The organism is Actinocorallia sp. A-T 12471 (genome assembly GCF_033875155.1).
Classification (GTDB): domain Bacteria; phylum Actinomycetota; class Actinomycetes; order Streptosporangiales; family Streptosporangiaceae; genus Actinocorallia.
In genome coordinates, this window is record NZ_JAWZTE010000002.1 from 368,617 (window position 1) to 385,836 (window position 17,220).

General features: G+C 72.6%; 17 protein-coding genes. 2 read left to right on the plus strand and 15 right to left on the minus strand.

The features are described from left to right. Nucleotides 1–32: 32 nt before the first annotated feature. Nucleotides 33–1,040: an MBL fold metallo-hydrolase gene (locus R9X44_RS06710; RefSeq protein WP_319813104.1), complete on the plus strand. Its 1,008-nt coding sequence runs from the start codon at nt 33–35 to the stop codon at nt 1,038–1,040. Here the strand turns inward: R9X44_RS06710 and R9X44_RS06715 are convergent. The 15 genes from R9X44_RS06715 to R9X44_RS06785 all read right to left on the minus strand — a co-directional run bounded on the left by R9X44_RS06715 (nt 992) and on the right by R9X44_RS06785 (nt 16,148). Continuing rightward, on the minus strand, nt 992–2,548 hold the full coding sequence (locus tag R9X44_RS06715; protein WP_319813105.1) for a class I adenylate-forming enzyme family protein: 1,557 nt from the start codon (nt 2,546–2,548) through the stop codon (nt 992–994). The genes R9X44_RS06710 and R9X44_RS06715 overlap by 49 nt on opposite strands. Before the next feature lies 1 nt (nt 2,549). After that, nucleotides 2,550–4,055, minus strand: a complete 1,506-nt coding sequence (locus R9X44_RS06720; protein ID WP_319813106.1) for a class I adenylate-forming enzyme family protein — start codon at nt 4,053–4,055, stop codon at nt 2,550–2,552. Then, entirely contained in the window at nt 4,052–4,555 is a 504-nt protein-coding gene (locus tag R9X44_RS06725; RefSeq protein ID WP_319813107.1) for a VOC family protein, read from the minus strand. The genes R9X44_RS06720 and R9X44_RS06725 overlap by 4 nt, the downstream gene beginning before the upstream one ends. A 27-nt stretch (nt 4,556–4,582) precedes the next feature. Continuing rightward, the gene (locus R9X44_RS06730; RefSeq protein WP_319813108.1) at nt 4,583–5,461 is read right to left on the minus strand and encodes an SDR family NAD(P)-dependent oxidoreductase; all 879 of its coding nucleotides are present in this window, start codon (nt 5,459–5,461) and stop codon (nt 4,583–4,585) included. Beyond that, entirely contained in the window at nt 5,458–6,642 is a 1,185-nt protein-coding gene (locus R9X44_RS06735) for an acetyl-CoA acetyltransferase (RefSeq protein WP_319813109.1), read from the minus strand. The genes R9X44_RS06730 and R9X44_RS06735 overlap by 4 nt, the downstream gene beginning before the upstream one ends. Then, on the minus strand, nt 6,635–8,014 hold the full coding sequence (locus R9X44_RS06740; protein WP_319813110.1) for a hydroxymethylglutaryl-CoA synthase: 1,380 nt from the start codon (nt 8,012–8,014) through the stop codon (nt 6,635–6,637). The genes R9X44_RS06735 and R9X44_RS06740 overlap by 8 nt, the downstream gene beginning before the upstream one ends. Before the next feature lie 2 nt (nt 8,015–8,016). Next, on the minus strand, nt 8,017–9,027 hold the full coding sequence (locus R9X44_RS06745; protein ID WP_319813111.1) for an ABC transporter ATP-binding protein: 1,011 nt from the start codon (nt 9,025–9,027) through the stop codon (nt 8,017–8,019). Further along, nucleotides 9,024–9,917, minus strand: a complete 894-nt coding sequence (locus tag R9X44_RS06750; RefSeq protein WP_319813112.1) for an ABC transporter permease — start codon at nt 9,915–9,917, stop codon at nt 9,024–9,026. The genes R9X44_RS06745 and R9X44_RS06750 overlap by 4 nt, the downstream gene beginning before the upstream one ends. 5 nt (nt 9,918–9,922) lie before the next feature. After that, nucleotides 9,923–10,834, minus strand: coding sequence for an ABC transporter permease (locus R9X44_RS06755; RefSeq protein WP_319813113.1), 912 nt, complete (start codon nt 10,832–10,834; stop codon nt 9,923–9,925). Next, nucleotides 10,831–11,670, minus strand: a complete 840-nt coding sequence (locus R9X44_RS06760; protein ID WP_319813114.1) for a dipeptide/oligopeptide/nickel ABC transporter ATP-binding protein — start codon at nt 11,668–11,670, stop codon at nt 10,831–10,833. Before R9X44_RS06760 ends, R9X44_RS06755 begins: the two co-directional genes overlap by 4 nt. Then, a complete protein-coding gene (locus R9X44_RS06765; RefSeq protein WP_319813115.1) occupies nt 11,670–13,190 on the minus strand; it encodes an ABC transporter substrate-binding protein in 1,521 nt (506 codons plus the stop codon). Before R9X44_RS06765 ends, R9X44_RS06760 begins: the two co-directional genes overlap by 1 nt. A 491-nt stretch (nt 13,191–13,681) precedes the next feature. After that, nucleotides 13,682–14,314 carry a TetR/AcrR family transcriptional regulator gene (locus R9X44_RS06770; protein WP_319813116.1) on the minus strand — a complete coding sequence of 211 codons (633 nt, stop codon included), beginning with the start codon at nt 14,312–14,314 and terminating at the stop codon, nt 13,682–13,684. Nucleotides 14,315–14,410: 96 nt separating this feature from the next. Then, a complete protein-coding gene (locus tag R9X44_RS06775; protein WP_319813117.1) occupies nt 14,411–14,872 on the minus strand; it encodes a MaoC family dehydratase in 462 nt (153 codons plus the stop codon). Then, the gene (locus R9X44_RS06780; RefSeq protein WP_319813118.1) at nt 14,869–15,399 is read right to left on the minus strand and encodes a flavin reductase family protein; all 531 of its coding nucleotides are present in this window, start codon (nt 15,397–15,399) and stop codon (nt 14,869–14,871) included. The genes R9X44_RS06775 and R9X44_RS06780 overlap by 4 nt, the downstream gene beginning before the upstream one ends. Next, a complete protein-coding gene (locus R9X44_RS06785; protein ID WP_319813119.1) occupies nt 15,399–16,148 on the minus strand; it encodes an enoyl-CoA hydratase/isomerase family protein in 750 nt (249 codons plus the stop codon). The genes R9X44_RS06780 and R9X44_RS06785 overlap by 1 nt, the downstream gene beginning before the upstream one ends. A gap of 127 nt (nt 16,149–16,275) precedes the next feature. Between R9X44_RS06785 and R9X44_RS06790 the strand changes: the two genes are divergently transcribed. After that, nucleotides 16,276–17,181, plus strand: coding sequence for a cation diffusion facilitator family transporter (locus R9X44_RS06790; protein ID WP_319813120.1), 906 nt, complete (start codon nt 16,276–16,278; stop codon nt 17,179–17,181). The last annotated feature ends 39 nt before the right edge of the window (nt 17,182–17,220 follow it).

Below are 17,220 nucleotides of genomic sequence, written 5' to 3' on the forward strand. Positions count from 1 at the left end.
GACGGACCCAGATTATGTGAGGTGCCATGGACATGTCCATACCGCTCATCGCCGAACAGCGCGCCGCCTTCTCCCGAGGCGGCGTCCCGGCCCCACGCCAGGCCGCCGACGGAGTCTGGAGCATCCCGATCCCGCTGACCGGCAGCCCCCTGATCTCCATGTTCATGTACCTCGTGGACACCCCGCGCGGCCTCGTCCTCATCGACGCCGGGTTCGACTCGCGCACCGCGTGGACCGCGCTCCTCGACGGCCTGCGCGCGGCCGGAACGACGCCGTCGGAGATCACCGCGACGGTCCTCACGCACAACCACCCCGACCACATCGGCCTCGCCGACAGGCTGCGCGCCGAAGGCGGCGCGGCGGTGGCGATCCATCCGCTCGACTGCTTCGCCGCCCAGCGGGCGATCCGCGGCGGCTTCCTCGACCAGCTCGCCCGCGCGCTCCTCCTCGCGGGCGTGCCCGACCCCGAGCGCGAGACCATGCTCGACTCAGCGCGCGCGCTGGCCGTGCACAGCGAATCCCTGGTGCCCGACGTCCTGCTGAACGAGGGCGACACCGTCGGCGACGGCCTTGAAGTGCTGCACACGCCAGGCCACACCTACGGCCACATCGCGCTGCGCGACCACGCGCGCGGCCTGGTGTTCACCGGCGACCTGCTGATGCCGACCGGCGAACCCCAGCTCGCCCCGGTCAGCCTCGACGGCGACGACCCGGGCGCGGAACTCGCCGTCTCCCTCGACAGGATCGCCGCGCTCCCGGCCGCGCTCGTGCTGCCCGGCCACCAGTACCCGATCGCCGACCACGCGCGGCGCGGCAGGGCGGTGCTCGCCGAGCACAGGGCGCGGCTCGCCGAGACGGCCGAGGCGGCCGCCCGCGCGGAGACCGCGTGGGAGGTCGCCGCGCTGCTGCGCTGGGCGCGGCCGTGGGCGGAAATGGGGACGACCGCGAAGCGGTTCGCGGTCGTCCAGACGCTCGGCCTGCTGCGGGCGCTTCAGCGCGGCGCTGACGCGCCCTCGGCCACCCACAGCGGCTTCAGCTGAGCAAGGCCCGTCCGCAGTTCGCGCTTGAGGATCTTGCCGGACGGGTTGCTCGGCAGCTCGTCCACCACATACAGGACCTTCGGGACCTTGAACCTTCCCAGGCGCGCGCCGCAGTGCGCGATCAGCGCCGCGGGATCGAGGCCGGGCTCGGCCACCAGGACCGCCGCCGGGACCTCGACCCACGTGGGGTGCGCGATCCCGACGACGGCCGCCTGATGGACGCCGGGGAAGTCGCACAGCACGGCCTCGATCTCCGGGCCCGCGACGTTCTCGCCGCCGCTGCGGATCATGTCCTTCAGCCGGTCCACGACGTACAGGTAGCCGTCGGCGTCGAAGCGGCCGACGTCGCCGGTGTGGAACCAGCCGTCGCGGAACGCGGCGGCGTCGGCGGCCGGGTCGTCGAGGTAGCCCGCGCAGACCTTCGGGCCGCGCACGACGATCTCGCCCTCGACGCCCGGCGCGACCTCCGCGCCGCGCTCGTCCACGACCCGTACGTCCACCCCGTGCACCGGACGGCCCACCGACCCCTGTTTGGTCAGCATGTGGGCCATGTCGAGGTAGGTGACGCCGTTGCAGGTCTCGGTCATCCCGTAGCCCTCGACCAGCGCCGCGTTCGGGAAGAGCGCGAGGGTGTCGCGGAACAGCGCGGGGGTGACCTGGCTGAAGATCATCCAGCGGACCGAGCCGGTGTCGCCGAGCGCGTCGGGGCCGAGCCTGCGGATCAGCTGGAGCATGGTCGCGACCATCACCATGCCGGTGATCCGCTCGCGCTCGATCGCGCGCAGGATCGAGGCGGCGTCGAACCTGCGCATCAGCACCATCGTCGCGCCGACGTGGAACGTCGCGTAACCGGGGATGTCGAGGCCGCCCACGTGGTAGAGCGGCGCGAAGTTGAGCACCCTGTCCCGCTGGGTGAGACCGAGTTCCACGATCTGGGCGTGGATGTTGGCGGCCACGTTGCCGTGGGTGAGCCGGACGCCCTTGGGCCTGCTCGTGGTCCCGGAGGTGAACAGGATGCGCTGGAGGTCGTCGGGGCCGAGGTCGGCGTCGGGGACGCGGGCCCCCTGATGCTCGGCGATGAGCGCGCTGACGCTCTGCCAGCCTTCGCCCATCGGGTCGAACGCGAGCAGGACGCGCAGCCGAGGGATACGGGCCGCAAGCGCGCGGGCCGTCTCGCCGAACTCCTCCTCGGCCGCGAGCCCGACCGCGCCCGAGCGTTCCAGGACGTCGGCGAGCTCCTCGAGGTGCAGCCGGTGGTTGAGCGGGACCATCACCGCGCCGGTCTTGGCGAGCGCGAGGCCGAGGATCAGATACTCGGGCAGGTTCATCGCCAGCACCGCGACCCGGTCGCCCCTGCCGATCCCGCGCGCGAGCAGGGCCGCGGCGAGGGCGTTGACGTCGCGGTCGAGCTCGGCGTAGGTCCAGCGGCGGTCCTCGAAGATCAGCGCGTCGCGGTCGGCGAACCTGTGCCGCGCCCAGTCGAGCATCCTGCTGAGGTTCGCGGTCATCTCACGCCTCCCGGTCGAGCAGGCGCTTGACCACCTTGCCCGAGTCATTGCGCGGCAGCTCGGCGACGAGCGCGAAGTGCTTGGGCACCTTGAAGCGCGCCAGATGCGCCTCGCAGTGCGCGCGCAGGGCGGCGGCGTCTACGGCCGAGCCCTGACGCGGCAGCACGTACGCCTTCGGCACCTCGTCCCAGCGCGGATCGGGCACCCCGATGACGGCCACCTCGGCGACCTCCGGATGGGCGGAAATGACGCGTTCGATCTCGGCGGCCGCCACGTTCTCGCCGCCCGACTTGATCATGTTGGCGCGCCTGTCGACGAACCACAGGTAGCCCTCGGCGTCCAGGGAGGCGAGGTCGCCGGTGCGGAACCAGCCGTCCTTCCACGCCTTGGCTGTCGCCTCCGGGTCACGCCAGTAGCCGGGAGACACCTTGCGACCGCGTACGAGGAGTTCCCCCACCTCGCCGGGCGGCAGCGGGGAGCCGTCCGTATCCGCGACGCGCAACTCGACATAAGGCAGCGGGGTGCCTTGCGAGCCGAGCTTCGTCCAGGTGTGGGCGTCGTCCATGTAGCACGCGCCGTTGCACAGCTCGGTCATGCCGAAGGTGTCGATCAGCCTGACGTGCGGCAGCGCCGCGTGCACCGCGCGCCGCACGCCCTCGGGGACCCCGGCGAAGATGATGAACCGCAGCGCGGAAAGGTCGTATTCGGCCAGGTCGGGGAGTTTCAGGATGTCGTGGATGATCTGCGCGGCGAGCACCATGCCGGTCACCCGTTCGCGGGCCGCGAGGCGCACGATGTCCTCGCCCTTGTAACCGCGCGCGATCACCATCGTGCCGCCCGCGCGCAGGGTCGCCAGGCCCGGCGCTTCGAGGCCGCTGACGTGGAAGAGCGGCGCGGAGACCATGGTCCGGTCGGCGGCGGTGAGACCGAGTTCGAGGATCTGGCCGACCTGGTTGGCGTCCACGTTGCCGTGCGTGTGCGTGACGCCCTTCGGCCGCGACGTCGTCCCGGAGGTGTACAGGACGCGCTGGACGCCGTCCTCCGGGGATTCGGCGTCGGGCGCGGCGGGGTCGTCGGCCGCCTCGCGCAGCAGGTCGGGCAGCGACAGCCAGCCCTCGGGCGGCGTGCCCTCCTCGAGCACGACGCCGCGTCCCTTCGCGACGAACCCCGCCTTGGCGCAGAACTCGCGGTCGGCCAGCAGCAGCGCGACGCCCGCGTGCTCGCACACGTACCGCAGCTCCTCCTCGTGCAGCCGCCAGTTGAGCGGCAGCGACACCGCGCCGATCCGGTCGATCGCGATCAGCGCGACCACGTACGTGGCGTGGTTGCGGGCGAGGATCGCGACGACCTCGCCGGGGACGGCCCCGGCGCGGCGCAGGGCCGCGGCGTGCGCGTCGACCGCGCGGTCGAGATCCGCATACGTCAGGACTTCGCCGTCGTCCACGATCGCCGGTGAATCCGCCCGGCGCAGGACCTGCCTGCGCAGCACTCCGCCCGGCCCGTTCACGCCTCCTCCTTCGCGGCGGCGGCCCGGAACGCCAGGATCTCCGCGCGGTCGGGCAGCGCGACGAACTCCAGCAGGTTGCCGTCCGGGTCATAGGCGGCGAACGCGTGGATGAAGCCGTAGTTCTGCAGCAGCACCTTGTTCGGCCGTGACACACAGGTGCCGCCGAGCTCGGCGAGCCTGTCGTGCAGCGCGTCGAGCTCGTCGGCGGGGACCTGGAAGCTGAGCAGGAACACCCCGGGACGGCGGTGGTCCACCGGATGCGCGGGAAGCTTCTCGCCCGCCCACTCGATCAGTTCGAGCTGGCCGATCTGGGACGGGCCCTGGAGGTACTGGACGCGTCCTGTCGTGCCGTCGGGCAGACGCAGCGACGCCGTCATCTCCGGGCCGCCGACCTCGGCGCTGAGCGTCCTGCGGTACCCCAGGCCCTTCTCGTAGAAGGACGCCGCCCGCTCAAGGTCCGACACCGTCACCGCGACGTGGTGGACTTCGCTCACCGGCATGGAATTCAACCCCTTCGTTCTGATGGTTCAGGCGTCTTCGCCGAGCAGGGCACGGCGGATCAGGGCGACCTCGCCGGTCCCGTCCTCGGGCACCACGTAGCCGTCGAGCGACAGCACGCCGTCGAGCGCGTTCTCGACCGCCTCGGGCGTCGCCGGGTCCGGGCCCAGGTAGACGCCGGGCGTGGTGCCGACGAAGATCCGCGCGACCCTGCCTCCCCCGGCCGACAGCACATGGTGGGTCAGCGCGCACCGCTCGCTCACCAGGTAGGCCGCGACGGGCGCGACGTGCGCGGGGTCGAAGCGGTCGGCGAGATCGCCCAGCAGGCCCTCGGTCATCCGGGTCGCCGCCGTCGGGGACAGCGCGTTGACCAGGACGCCGTGCCGCGCGCCCTCGACCGCGAGCACGTTCATCAGCCCGAGCAGACCCGCCTTGGCGGCCGCGTAGTTGGCCTGGCCGAACGTGCCGAACAGCCCTGAGGCCGACGTCGTCAGCAGGACGCGGCCGTAACGCTGCTCGCGCATCACCGGCCAGGCCGGGCGCAGCACGTGGAACGCGCCTTCCAGGTGGACGGCCATGACGTCGGCCACCTCGGCCTCGGTCATCTTGGCGAACGAGCTGTCCCGCAGGATTCCCGCGTTGTGGATCACGATGTCGAGCCGCCCGAACGCGTCGAGCGCGGCCCTGACGACCGCCTCCCCGCCCTCGGCCGTCGCGATGCTCGCGGTCGCCGCGACGGCCGCGCCGCCCGCCCCCTCGATCTCCGCGACGACCTCGGCCGCCCCGCCCACGTCGGCGACCACCACCCGCGCGCCGCGCGCGGCGAGCAGCAGCGCATGGGCGCGGCCGATGCCGCCGCCCGCGCCGGTGACGACGGCGACCCGCCCGGTGAAGTCGATCTCGCTCAAGGCCCCTCGTTTCCGATCACCGCGGTGAAGGCGACGCACGAACCCGGCTGGCCGCCGAGGTTCTGCGCGACGGCGAGGCGCGCGTCGGGCACCTGCCGCTCACCCGCCTCACCGCGCAGTTGCAGGAAGCATTCGTAGAACATGCGCAGCCCCGTCGCGCCGACGGGGTGGCCGAACGACTTCAGACCGCCGTCGGGGTTGACCGCGACCTTCCCGTCCCGGTCGAAGACGCCGTCCAGGACGTCGGCCCAGGCCCTGCCGCGTTCGGCGAAGCCCAGGTCCTCCATCAGGACGAGTTCGGTGGGGGTGAAGCAGTCGTGCACCTCGGCCAGGTCGATCTGGTCGCGCGGCGAGGTGACGCCCGCCTGCGCGTACGCCTCGGCGGTCGCCTGGACGACCTCGGGGAACGTCGTGAAGTCGTAGCCGTCGGTGGTGAGGCCGTCGCCGGGGCCCGCGACGAAGCCCATGCCCTTCAGGAAGACCGGGCGGTCGGTGTAGCGGTGGGCGTCCTCGGCCCTGACGATCAGGGCGGCGGCCGCCCCGTCGGCGACGCCCGAGCAGTCCATGACGCTGAGGCTCCCGGCGATCCGCGGCGACCTGGCGATCGCCTCCTTGGAGACCGCCTTGCGGAACTGCGCCTTGGGGTTCAGCGCCCCGTTCGCGTGGTTCTTGTAGGCGATGTGGGTGAGCGCGTCACGCAGGTCGGCTTCGGTGATCCCGTACCGCTCCCGGTAGGCGGGGGCGAGCAGGGAGAACCCTCCGGGGGCCGTCCACTCCACGTCTGTGCCGTCCGAAGGCGGCCAGGTGGCTGTGAGGCCGGAGAACGACGAGTCCTTCAGCTTCTCCACGCCGGTCGCCATGACCACGTCATACGCGCCGGACGCCACCGCGAAGGCGGCGTTCCGGAACGCCTCGGAACCCGTCGCGCAGTAGTTCTCGACCCGGGTGACGGGCTTGCCGCGCAGGCCGAGCGGTTTGGCGAGGGTCTGGCCGCTCATCCCCGACCCCTGGGTGCCGACCCAGAACGCCTCGACGTCGTCGAGCGCGACGCCGGGCGCGCCGTCGAGGCACTCGGTGACGGCGTCGACCAGCAGGTCGTCGGCCGACCTGTCCCAGTGCTCGCGGAAGGGCGTGCAGCCCATCGCGACGATCGCGACCCTGTCGCGCAGTCCCCTAGCCATGCCGCACCTTCCCCATCGGCCGCGCCTTCCAGAAGTAGTTGTGGACGCCTCCGGAGGAGGAGATCCGACGGAACACCGGCCACAGCACGTCGCCGACCGCGAGGCCGCCTTCCGGCACGTCGGCGACGTGCACGCTGCGCCGTCCGCCGCCCTCGACGTCCACGACGGCCTGCACCGACGGGCCGTCCGGGCCTACCGCGAGCAGGTCCTCGGTCAGGCTGACGATCGTGCAGGGCAGGTCGCGCAAGGACTCGGGCCGCAGCGCGTCGTGGGCCCCGCAGCCCGCGCAGACCCTGCCGGGCGGCGCGGTGACCGCCGCGCACTTGGTGCAGCGCGCCGCGACCAGTGCGTTCTTCCACGCTCTGCGCCGTTCCATCGGCGGCGCGGCGGGCGGCGCGGGCTCGGGCCGGTTCGGGCCGCGCACGGTGAACAGGCCGCGCCAGCGCACGTACCGCTCGTAGGTGAGGTGGGTGCGGGCGTCGAGCTGGTCGCGGACGGCGGGGCCGTGGCCCGCGTCCTCGATCCCGTCGGCGACCTCGAAGACGAACGCGTCGGCCCCGTCGGCGGCGTTCACCGCCAGCACAGTCTCGCCGGGCCGCGCCCGGTCGAAGGCGTCCGCGAGCAGCACCCCGAGGTGGGCCGCGCCGCAGTACCCGATGCGTGCCTCCACCTCGGCGTCCCTGCCGCCGCCCAGCGCGCTGCGCAGGGCGGCCGCCGCGCGCGGGTTCGCGCACGAGACGACCACATGATCGACCCGCTCAAGGCCCGCGTCCTTAAGCGCGCGGGTGACGGCGTCAAGCGCGCGGTCGCGCAGGATTCCTGCGGTGAAGCGCTCGTCCCACACCGTCGGGTGCGGCGCGCCGGGGGCGCGCCAGCGGTCGAGCAGCTCCACGGTCGCCGACGCCGTCGCCAACAGCCGGATCGGGCCGTCCTCACCCGCCGCGAACGCGGCTGCGCCGTCGCCCTGGGCGAGTTCGCCGGGCGCGCCGGGAGGGTCGGTCCGGTGGTCGGCGAGGACGGCGAGGCCGCCCCCGGCGAGGGCCGTGCGGAGCGCCGCCGCGCCGGAGCGCAGGCCGGTGAGGTCGAGCGCGGCGACGGCGTCGGGCAGCGCGAGCGCCGCGTGGACCGTCGCGGCCGACGACTTGTCAAGGTATGGCGGCTCGCTCGTCGCCAGGAGCAGAGACGCGGTGCCGTGGAGCGCTCCATCGAGGCGGCGGCCCGCCTCGACGCCGAGCGTGACGGCGTCCTCGTCATGGGACGCGACGGATCTCGTCCGCCCCCTCCCCGGCGCGCCGTCCGCGCGGAAGTCGGTCGTGGACAGCGCGAAGGCCGGGAGGTGAACGGCGTACGCGGTGATCGAACCACCCGCCACGGTCAGTGTCCTTCCTTGTCGATGGGTCCCGCGAGCAGCGGGTCGCCTTGCAGGGGGTGAACGCATCTGACGCCGTCGCCGCGCCCGCCCGTCCAGCCGACGTCGTCGGCGCAGGCGGCCGACGCGCGGCCGCAGCGGTCGGCGAACCGGCAGCCGCGGAACTCCGTGGTGACGCGCGGCGTGGAACCCGGGATGCCGACGAGCGGCCCTTCGGTGCTCCAGCTCGGCACCGACGCCAGCAGCCCCGCGGTGAACGGGTGCCTCGGCGCTTCCAGCACCCGCGCGGTCGGCCCCGCCTCGACTATCTGGCCGCCGTACATGACGGCGATCGTGTCGCAGAGGTCGGAGGCGAGCAGCAGGTCATGGGTGACGAACACAAGGCCGACCCCGGTGTCGCGCACGAGGTCGCGGAACAGCGACACCACCTCGGCCTGGGTGGTGACGTCGAGCGCGGTCGTGCACTCGTCGGCGAGGACGAGTTCGGGGTCGGTGACCACCGCGAGCGCGATCGCGACGCGCTGGCGCAGCCCGCCGGACAGCTGGTGCGGATGGCTGTCCAGCACCCGCTCGACCTCGGCGATCCCCATCCTGCCGAGCACGGCGGCCATCTTCGCGGCGGCCTGCGCGCCGGTGAGGTCGGGCCGGTGTCTGGCCAGCACCTCGCGGAGCTGATACCTGATCTTGAACAGCGGGTCGAGCGAGCGCGCCGCGTCCTGGAACACCGTCCCGACGCGCGAGCCGCGCACCTTCGCGGACGCGTCACGGCCCGGCGCGACGACGGTCTCACCGCCCAGCCGCACCTCGCCGTCCGCGACCTCGACATTGCTCTCCAGCATCCCGATGAGGGTGCGCACGAGCGTCGACTTGCCGCAGCCCGACTCGCCGACCACCCCGACGATCTCGCCCCGGCCGACGCGCAGGTCGGCGCCGTCGACGAGGACGAGGTCGGCGGCGGCCGTCTCGGCCTCGACACGCAGCCTGTCGACTTCAAGGACAGTGGGCGAAACGGTCACCGGTGACCTCCCTTACGCGGGTCGTAGTGGCTGAGCAGGGCGTCGCCGAGCAGGTTCACCAGCAGCACGAGCACGGTGATCGCGACGCCCGGCAGCGCCGCGACCCACCACGCCTGGGTGAGCAGCGACTGGCCGGAGGCGAGGATCGCGCCCCAGCTGATGCTCGGCGCGACGACGCCGAGCCCGAGGAAGCTCAGCGCGCTCTCCACGAGCACGGCGGTGCCCACCTGGAGCGTCGCCAGCGCGACGACCGTCCCGGCGAGGTTCGGCAGCAGATGCCGCAGCACGATCCTCGTCTCCGACGCGCCCGCCGCGCGCAGCGCGGGCACGAACTGCCGCTCGCGCAGCACCATCGCCGACGCCCGCACGACCCGCGCGCACGGGGCCCAGCCGGTCAGCGCGAGCACCACGAGCAGCACCCCGAGGGAGCTGCCCCGGTTGGAGATCACCGACAGGGCGATGAGGATGAACGGCAGCGCGAGCTGGGCGTCGATCAGCCGCGACAGGATCGTGTCGGTGAGCCCGCGCCGGTATCCGGCCAGCAGCCCGACCAAGGTGCCGGGAATGATCGCGACGACCGCCCCGAGCAGACCGATCACCAGCGTGAGCCGGCCGCCGTGCACGAGCCGGGACAGCAGGTCGTGGCCGAGCTTGTCGGTGCCGAGCGGGTGGTCCCAGGAGCCACCGGCGAACACCGGGGGCTGGAGCGCGGCCGCGAGGTCCTGCTGGTTGGGGTCGGGCAGCAGCCCGGTCAGCGGCAGCAGCAGCACCGCGAGCGCGATCACGAGCAGCGGCACGGCGACCAGGAGCACGCCGCGTCGGCCGCGCACGCGCGGCTTGCGGCGCGCGGGCGTCGTCTTGGTGACGGGAGGTTCGGTGGTGAGGGTCATGGCGGCTACCTCAGGCGTGGGTCGACGACCGCGTACAGCAGGTCGGCGATGAGGTTGATGACGACGAAGCTGACCGCCCCGACCACGACGATCGCCTGGACCAGCGGGAAGTCGCGGAACTGGATCGCCTGGAGCGCCAGCGAGCCGAGCCCCGGCCAGGAGTAGACGTACTCGACGGCGACCGCCCCGGACAGCAGCATCCCGGTCTGCAACGCGACGACCGTGAGGACCGGCGGCGACGCGTTGCGCAGCGCGTGCACGAACACCACGCGCCACCCGGCGAGGCCACGCGCGCGCACTGCCGCGATGTAGGGCTCGCGCAGCACCTCGGCCATCGCCGAGCGGGTGAGCCGCGCGATGTGCGCCATCGGGTACATCGCCATGGTCAGCGCCGGGAGCACGAGGTTGCGCCAGCCGCCCGCCTGCCCGGCGGGCAGCAGCCCGGCCTGCACCGCGAACACCGCGACGAGCATCATGCCGAGCCAGAACACCGGCACCGACTGCCCGAGGACGGCGAGGGCGGAGGCCGTCCGGTCCCACACGCCGCCCTCGCGGGTCGCCGCGAGGATGCCCAGCGGCACCCCGACGATGACCGCGACGGTCATGCCCGCCCCGAGCAGCTGCAGCGTGTAGGGCAGCCGGTCGAAGATCATGCCGAGGTTCGGCTGGTAGAACTGGAGCGAGTCGCCCAGATCGCCCACTGCGGTGCTCGTCAGGTAGTCGAAGTACTGCACGAGCAGCGGCCGGTCGAGCCCGAGCGTGTGGCGCAGCGCGTCGGCCTGCTCCTCGGTGGCGAACGGGCCGAGGATGTTGGCGACGGGGTCGCCCGACAGCCGGCCGAGCAGGAACGCGCCGGTCAGCGCCAGGTACAGCGTGACGAGGACCGCGCCGATCTTGCCGGTCACGAACCGAATCATGTGAGCCTCCCCAGGGGCCGGGCCGCGTGCGCCGCGCGCAGCCGCCGCCCGGGAACCGCGGCGACGAGCCTGCGCGTGTAGTCCTCGACCGGCGCTTCGAGCACGCGCGCGGCAGGGCCCTCCTCGACCACCCTGCCGTGCAGCATGACGTACACGCGGTCGCAGATACGGCGCACGACGGACAGGTCGTGGCTGACGAACAGAACGGAGACCCCCGTCGTCTCGCGCAGCCGCATGAGCAGGCCGAGCACCTCGGCCTGGACCGAGACGTCGAGACCCGACGTGGGCTCGTCGGCGACCAGCAGCTTCGGCCGCATCAGCAGCGCGCGGGCGATGCACACGCGCTGCGCCTGGCCGCCGCTGAGCTGGTGCGGCATCCTGCCGAGCAGGTCGGGCGCGAGCCTGACCTGGGCCATCAGCTCCGCGTCGTCGATCCAGCCGGTGCGCTCTGGCTGGAGCGCGCGCAGCTCACGCAGCCCGGACCGCACCGACTGACGCGGATCGAGCGACCCGTGCGGATCCTGGAAGATCACCTGGACCTCGGGCCGCAGCCGACGCAGCTCGGCCGGGCGCAGCGCCGCGAGATCGCGGCCGAGCACCCGGATCGTGCCCGACGTGCGCGGCCCGAGGCCAGCGACGGCCATCCCCAGCGTGGTCTTGCCCGAGCCCGACTCGCCGACGACCCCCACGATCTCGCCGCCCTCGACGCGCAGCGACACCCCGTCGACGGCCGTGTGGCCGCCGCGCACCCCGGCGCGGTACCGCACCGTCAGCGCGTCGACCTCCACGACCGGCGCGCCGGCATGAGCCCCTGAGGGAAAGCCGTCGCCCTTCATCAGCGCGTCTCCGCCCGGTCGAACAGGACGCTGTTCAGCGCGGTGTAGCGGATGCCGGTGACGCCGTCGGTCGCGTAGCTGAACGTCTGCTTGTACAGGGGCAGGTAGCAGTGCTGCTCAACGACGGCGGCGGTGTTCAGCTCGTCGTAGAGCGGCTGGGCGGCGGCCGGGTCGGCCTTCTCCAGCGCCTCGTCGGCGAGCTTGTCGAAGCGCGGGGACGCGCAGTTGGCGGTGATGGAGTCCGAGGTGAGGAAGCCGTGCGCGAAGTAGTCGGGCGCGGCGACGTTCGGCACTCCGGCGAACAGGTACAGACCGGAGATCTTGCGGCCGACGACCTCGCCCACGAGGGTCCCGTAGTCCACCGGGTTGTACTTGACGGTGAACCCTGCGGCCTCCAGCTGCCCGCCGACGGCCTGGGCGACCTCGTCAATGTAGGTGTACTTCTTGGCCGGGTAGGTCAGCGGGATGGTGACCTTGCCGCTGACCAGGCTCTTGGCGCGCGCGGGGTCCGCCTTGACGGCCTGCGCGGGCTGCTCGTCGGGCTTGACGTTCAGCAGGCCCGCGTCGGCGGTGGCCTGGCCCTCGAGGACGCTGGCGACGATCGCGTCGCGGTCGACGGCAAGGACGGCGGCCTCACGCAGCTTCGGGTCGTCGAACGGCGGCTTGTCGGACTGGAGGAACCCGACGATCTTCATCGCGGACTTGACGCGCTGCACGTCGAGGCCCGCGTCGGACGCCTCCTTCGCCTGCGCGGGCGGCAGGTCGAAGACCACGTCGGCGGCCTTGCTGCGCAGCAGCGCCAGGCGCTGCGCCGCGTCGGGCGACCAGGTGAACGTGACGCCCGGCAGCTTGGTCTTCTCGCCCCAGTAGTCGGGGTTGGCCGTCACCGAGACGCTGCGGCCCGGCTGCTGCTCCTTCCACACGAACGCGCCGGTGCCGACCGGGTGCGCGGTGAAGCCCTCGGTGCCCTGCTCCGCGTAGTACTTCGGCGGCATCAGGTAGATGTTCGTCAGCAGGTTCGGGATGTTGTACTGCGGCGTCCCGGTCTTCACCTCGACGGTGTCGGCGTCGAGCGCCGTCACCGACTTCACGTTGGCCAGGTAGGACTTCAGGATCGCCTTCTCGCCGTCCCGGTTCAGCAGGATCGAGGCGGCGACGGCCTCGGCGTCGGCCTTCTCGCCGTTGGTGAACGTGAGGCCGGGGCGGACCTCGAACGTCCAGGTCGTCGGGTCGGCGCGGGCCCAGTCGGTGACGACGCCGTCCTTGGCGGGTTCCAGGTCGTCGCCGGTGGCGATGATCGGTTCGACCATCGTGCCCCAGATGTACTGGTCGGAGCGGGCGCCCACGACCGGGTCGAGGGTGGCCGGCTGGGAGTTCAGGACGACGCGCAGGTCGCCGTCGGCGGAGCCGCCGCCCGACGTCCCGCCGTCGCCGCCGCAGGCGGTGGCGCCCAGCGCCAGGACCGCCCCGACGGCCGCCGCCCGCAGGACGCTGGCGCGTCGGAAGCTGCTGTGTCTCATCAGGACTTCCTCTCTCTCGCCCGGTGTGGCGTCCGTCACTCCATCACCGGGCTTCGAAAAGATACCGACCGGACGGAATTATGGTCAAGGGGTGGTTCACCAGGGAAAGGACGTTCTCACCGGGAAGAAGGAGCTTCGAGGGACGGGCACGCCAAAGCACAGCGACGCCCAGGGCACGACCGCGTAACGCGTCGTGAAGCGGCCGCGCGTAAGGAACACGAGCCGAAGCACGCGCAAGTGGCACGAGCCGAAGCGCCCACAAGAGGCACGGGCCGGGCCGTGCGCAGGGAGCACAGGCCGAAGCGCGCGCAGGAGGCACGGGCCGAGGCGCGCTTAGGGAGCACGAGCCGACGCACGCGCAAGCGGCACGGGCCAAAGCGCGCGTAAGGAGCACGGGCCGACGCACGCACAAGAGGCACGGGCCAAGCGCGCGTAAGGAGCACGGGCCGGGCCCGTGCGCATTAGAGGCGGGCGGGAGGCCGCCCGTGGGATCAGCGGGCCTCGGGGACCAGGATGCCCTCGAGGATCATCGCGCCGAACTGCCGCGCGATCTCGTCGGCGGCGAACGCGCCGTCAGGCTTGTACCACTGGTACGCCCACGCGCACATGCCCACGAGGCCGAACGTGGTGATCCGCGGGTCGAGGTCGCTGCGGAAGAACCCGCGCTCGACCCCGTCGCGGATGACCCCGTTGAAGGCGCGCTCGACCTCGTCGCGCTTGGCCGCGACCTCGGTGAACCGCGGCCCGGCGAGGTGGCGGCGCTCCTGGTAGAAGATCGTGACGTGCGGGTGGAAGTCGGCGATGCTGGTCAGGCTCACGCGGATCAGCTCGCGCAGCCGCACCCTGGGGTCCTCCGACGCGGCCATGATCTCGGTGATCGCCGCGAGCTGCGCCTCGATGTAGGAGTTCTGGATCTCCCAGAGCAGCTCTTCCTTGGTCGCGAAGTGGTGGTAGAACGCGCCCTTGGTGAGGTCGGCGCGGTCCACGATCTCCCGGATCGAGGTGCCGTCGAAGCCCTGCGCCTGGAACAGCGCGAGCGCGCTGTCCATGATCGACGTGCGGGTCGCCTCCGGGTCGTAGCCGTCGGGCCAGCGGCGTCGGCGCGCGGCTGTCGTCTCTGCCATGCTGTTCACCTCTGGTCACCGTCAGTCGGCAGGGTCGGCGCACATCATACCGACCGAACGGTAGGAATGTCGGAACTCTCAGGGATTCCGTGGCTCTCACCGCAGATACCTGAAGACGATCTCCGCGACGCACACCGGGCGCGGCGCGTCCTCGGCCGTCACCGTCACCGTCGCGACGGCCTGGACCCCGCCAGGCACCGGCTCCGCCTCCGTCAGGGCGGCCTGCGCGCGGACGCGTGCGCCGACCCTGAGCGGCGCGGGGAACCGCACACGGTTCATGCCGTAGTTGATGCCGAGGCTCGCGCCCTCGACCACGAGGATCTCCGCGAGCAGCACGGGGATCAGCGAGAGCGTCAGATGGCCGTGCGCGATCGTGCCGCCGAAGGGGCCGTCGGCGGCGCGGACGGGGTCGACGTGAATCCACTGGTGGTCGCCGGTCACCTTGGCGAAGAGGTCGACGTCGTCCTGGGTGACCTCGCGCCAGGTCGAGACGCCGAGATCCGTGCCCGGGAGGGTCAGGAGGTCGTCGACGTGGACCGTCGTGGGCTGTGCCGTCATCGGGTTCCTTCTTTGGCTCGCTTCGGGGGCAGTACGGCGAACGCGCCACGGTGGAACGCCAGCGCGCTTGAGGTGTCGTCGCCGTTCTCGACGTGGTCGACCTCGATGATCAGGATCACGTGGTCGCCGCTGTGCAGGCGTCGGGTGACCGGGCCGGCGAGCCGGGCGGCGGTCCCCGGGAGCAGCGGCTCGCCGCCCGGTCCTGGCGTCCAGGCGACGTCGGCGAGGCGCTGCGCGCCCGTCAGGCCGGACGTCGCCAGGCGCTTGGCCAGCGCCTCCTGGTCGGCGGCCAGCACATGCACGGCGAGCCGCTCCGACGCGGCCACCACCGGGTAGCTCGACGTGCCGACGCCCACGCAGACGAGGATCTGCGCGGGGTCGAGCGACACCGAGGCGAAGGAGTTCACGGCGAGCGCCGCGACGCCGCCGCCCGGATCGGCGGCGGTCACCGCGGTGACCCCCGTGGCGAACTGCGCGCAGGCGCGCCGGAAGTCGGCGGCCTCCACGCGGTCGGTCGTCGTCGTCATCAGGTGTTCCCTTCCGGCCGCCGCGCGGCCATCGCCTCCCGGACGCTGAACGCCGCGTCCATCGCGGCCGCGGCGACCCGCGCCTCGACCGACTCCGCCGTCGCCCTGCGGAAGGACTCCAACGCCCGTCCCGTCCCTGAACTCGGGTGCCCGGCGACGAGCGCGGCGACCCGCGCCGTCTCGGTCGCGAGCTGCTCGCGCGCAACGACCCGGGACACGAGGCCGAGTTCGCGCGCCCGCTCCGCGCCGACCGCCTCTCCAGTGAGCAGCAGGTCCAGCGCCGCCTTGGCGGGCAACGCCCGCGCGAGGTCCACGAGCACCCCTGCGGGCGCGATGCCGTGCCCGACCTCGGGCAGCGCGAACCGCGCGTCGTCCGCCGCGACCGCGAGGTGCAGGTGGGCGAGCAGCCCGATCCCGAACCCCGCGGTCATGCCGCTGACCTGGGCGACGGTCACCGCGGGGACCCGCCAGAGCCGGCCGAGCGCCGCGTGCACCGCCCGCAGCTCGGCCGCGAGGACCTCGGCCTCGCCCCTGCCGAGCTCGGCGAAGCCGCCGGTGTCCCAGCCCGCGCAGAAGTGCCGTCCCTCACCCCGGACGACGACGACCGCGCACTCCGCCGCCGTCTCCTCGACCGCGCGGACGAGGGCGTCGAGCATCGCGGCGTCGAGCGCGTTCCCCCGGTCCGGCCGCGCGAGGACGACCGAGGCGACGGCCCCGTCCCTCTCCACCCGCACCCTCTGATCTTCCATGCGCGAGATAATACCAACCGACCGGTATGAAAAGAAGGGGCCGGGACGCGCCGCCGCCTCGGAGTACGGGACCCGCGCGCGATGCGGGCATAGTTGGCGGGTCGGGCAGTTGAGTTGAGGGGGCGTCGTGGGACCGGACAAGCTCGGACGGTTGCTGTGGCTCTCGGTCGCGGCCGCGGTCGCGACGATCGCGCTGAAGACGACCGCGTGGGCGCTCACCGGATCGGTCGGCCTGCTGTCGGACGCCGCCGAGTCCGTGGTGAACCTCGTCGCGGCGCTCATCGCGGTCGGGGCGCTGCGCTGGTCGGCGATGCCCGCCGACGACGAGCACGCCTACGGGCATACCAAAGCCGAGTACTTCTCTGCGGGCGCCGAAGGCATCATGATCTTCATCGCCTCGGTGACGATCACCGTCGCGGCGGTCGAACGGCTGCTCGCGCCGCAGCCCGTCGAGGACGTCGGGGTCGGGCTCGCGGTCTCGGCCGTCGCGTCGCTGATCAACCTCGCGGTCGGGGTCGTGCTGATCCGGGCGGGCCGGGCGAACCGCTCGATCATCCTGGAAGCCGACGGAAAACACCTGATCACCGATGTGTGGACGTCGGTGGGCGTCATCGCGGCCGTCGCGGTCGTCGCGCTGACGGGCTGGCAGGTGCTCGACCCGCTCATCGCGCTCGCCGTCGCCGCGAACATCGCCTTCACCGGCGCGAAACTGGTCCGCCGCTCGGGCTCGGGCCTGATGGACCGCGCCCTGCCCGCCGACGAACTCGCCCTCATCGCCGAGGCGCTGCGCCCGTTCGAGGAGCGCGGCATCGTGTTCCACGCGCTGCGCACCCGTCAGGCGGCGAGCCGCGCGTTCGTCTCCCTGCACGTCCTGGTCCCCGGCGCGTGGCGCGTCTTCCACGGCCACCGCACCGCCACCGAGGTCGAGTCCGCCATCCGCGCCGCCCTCCCCCACGCCTCGGTCTTCACCCACCTAGAAGCCCTGGAAGACCCCCTCTCCTACGAAGACATCTCCCTAGACCCCCCCACCTAACACCCCTTCGCTCCTGACGCCTCGGCGGCGGGGCGGGCG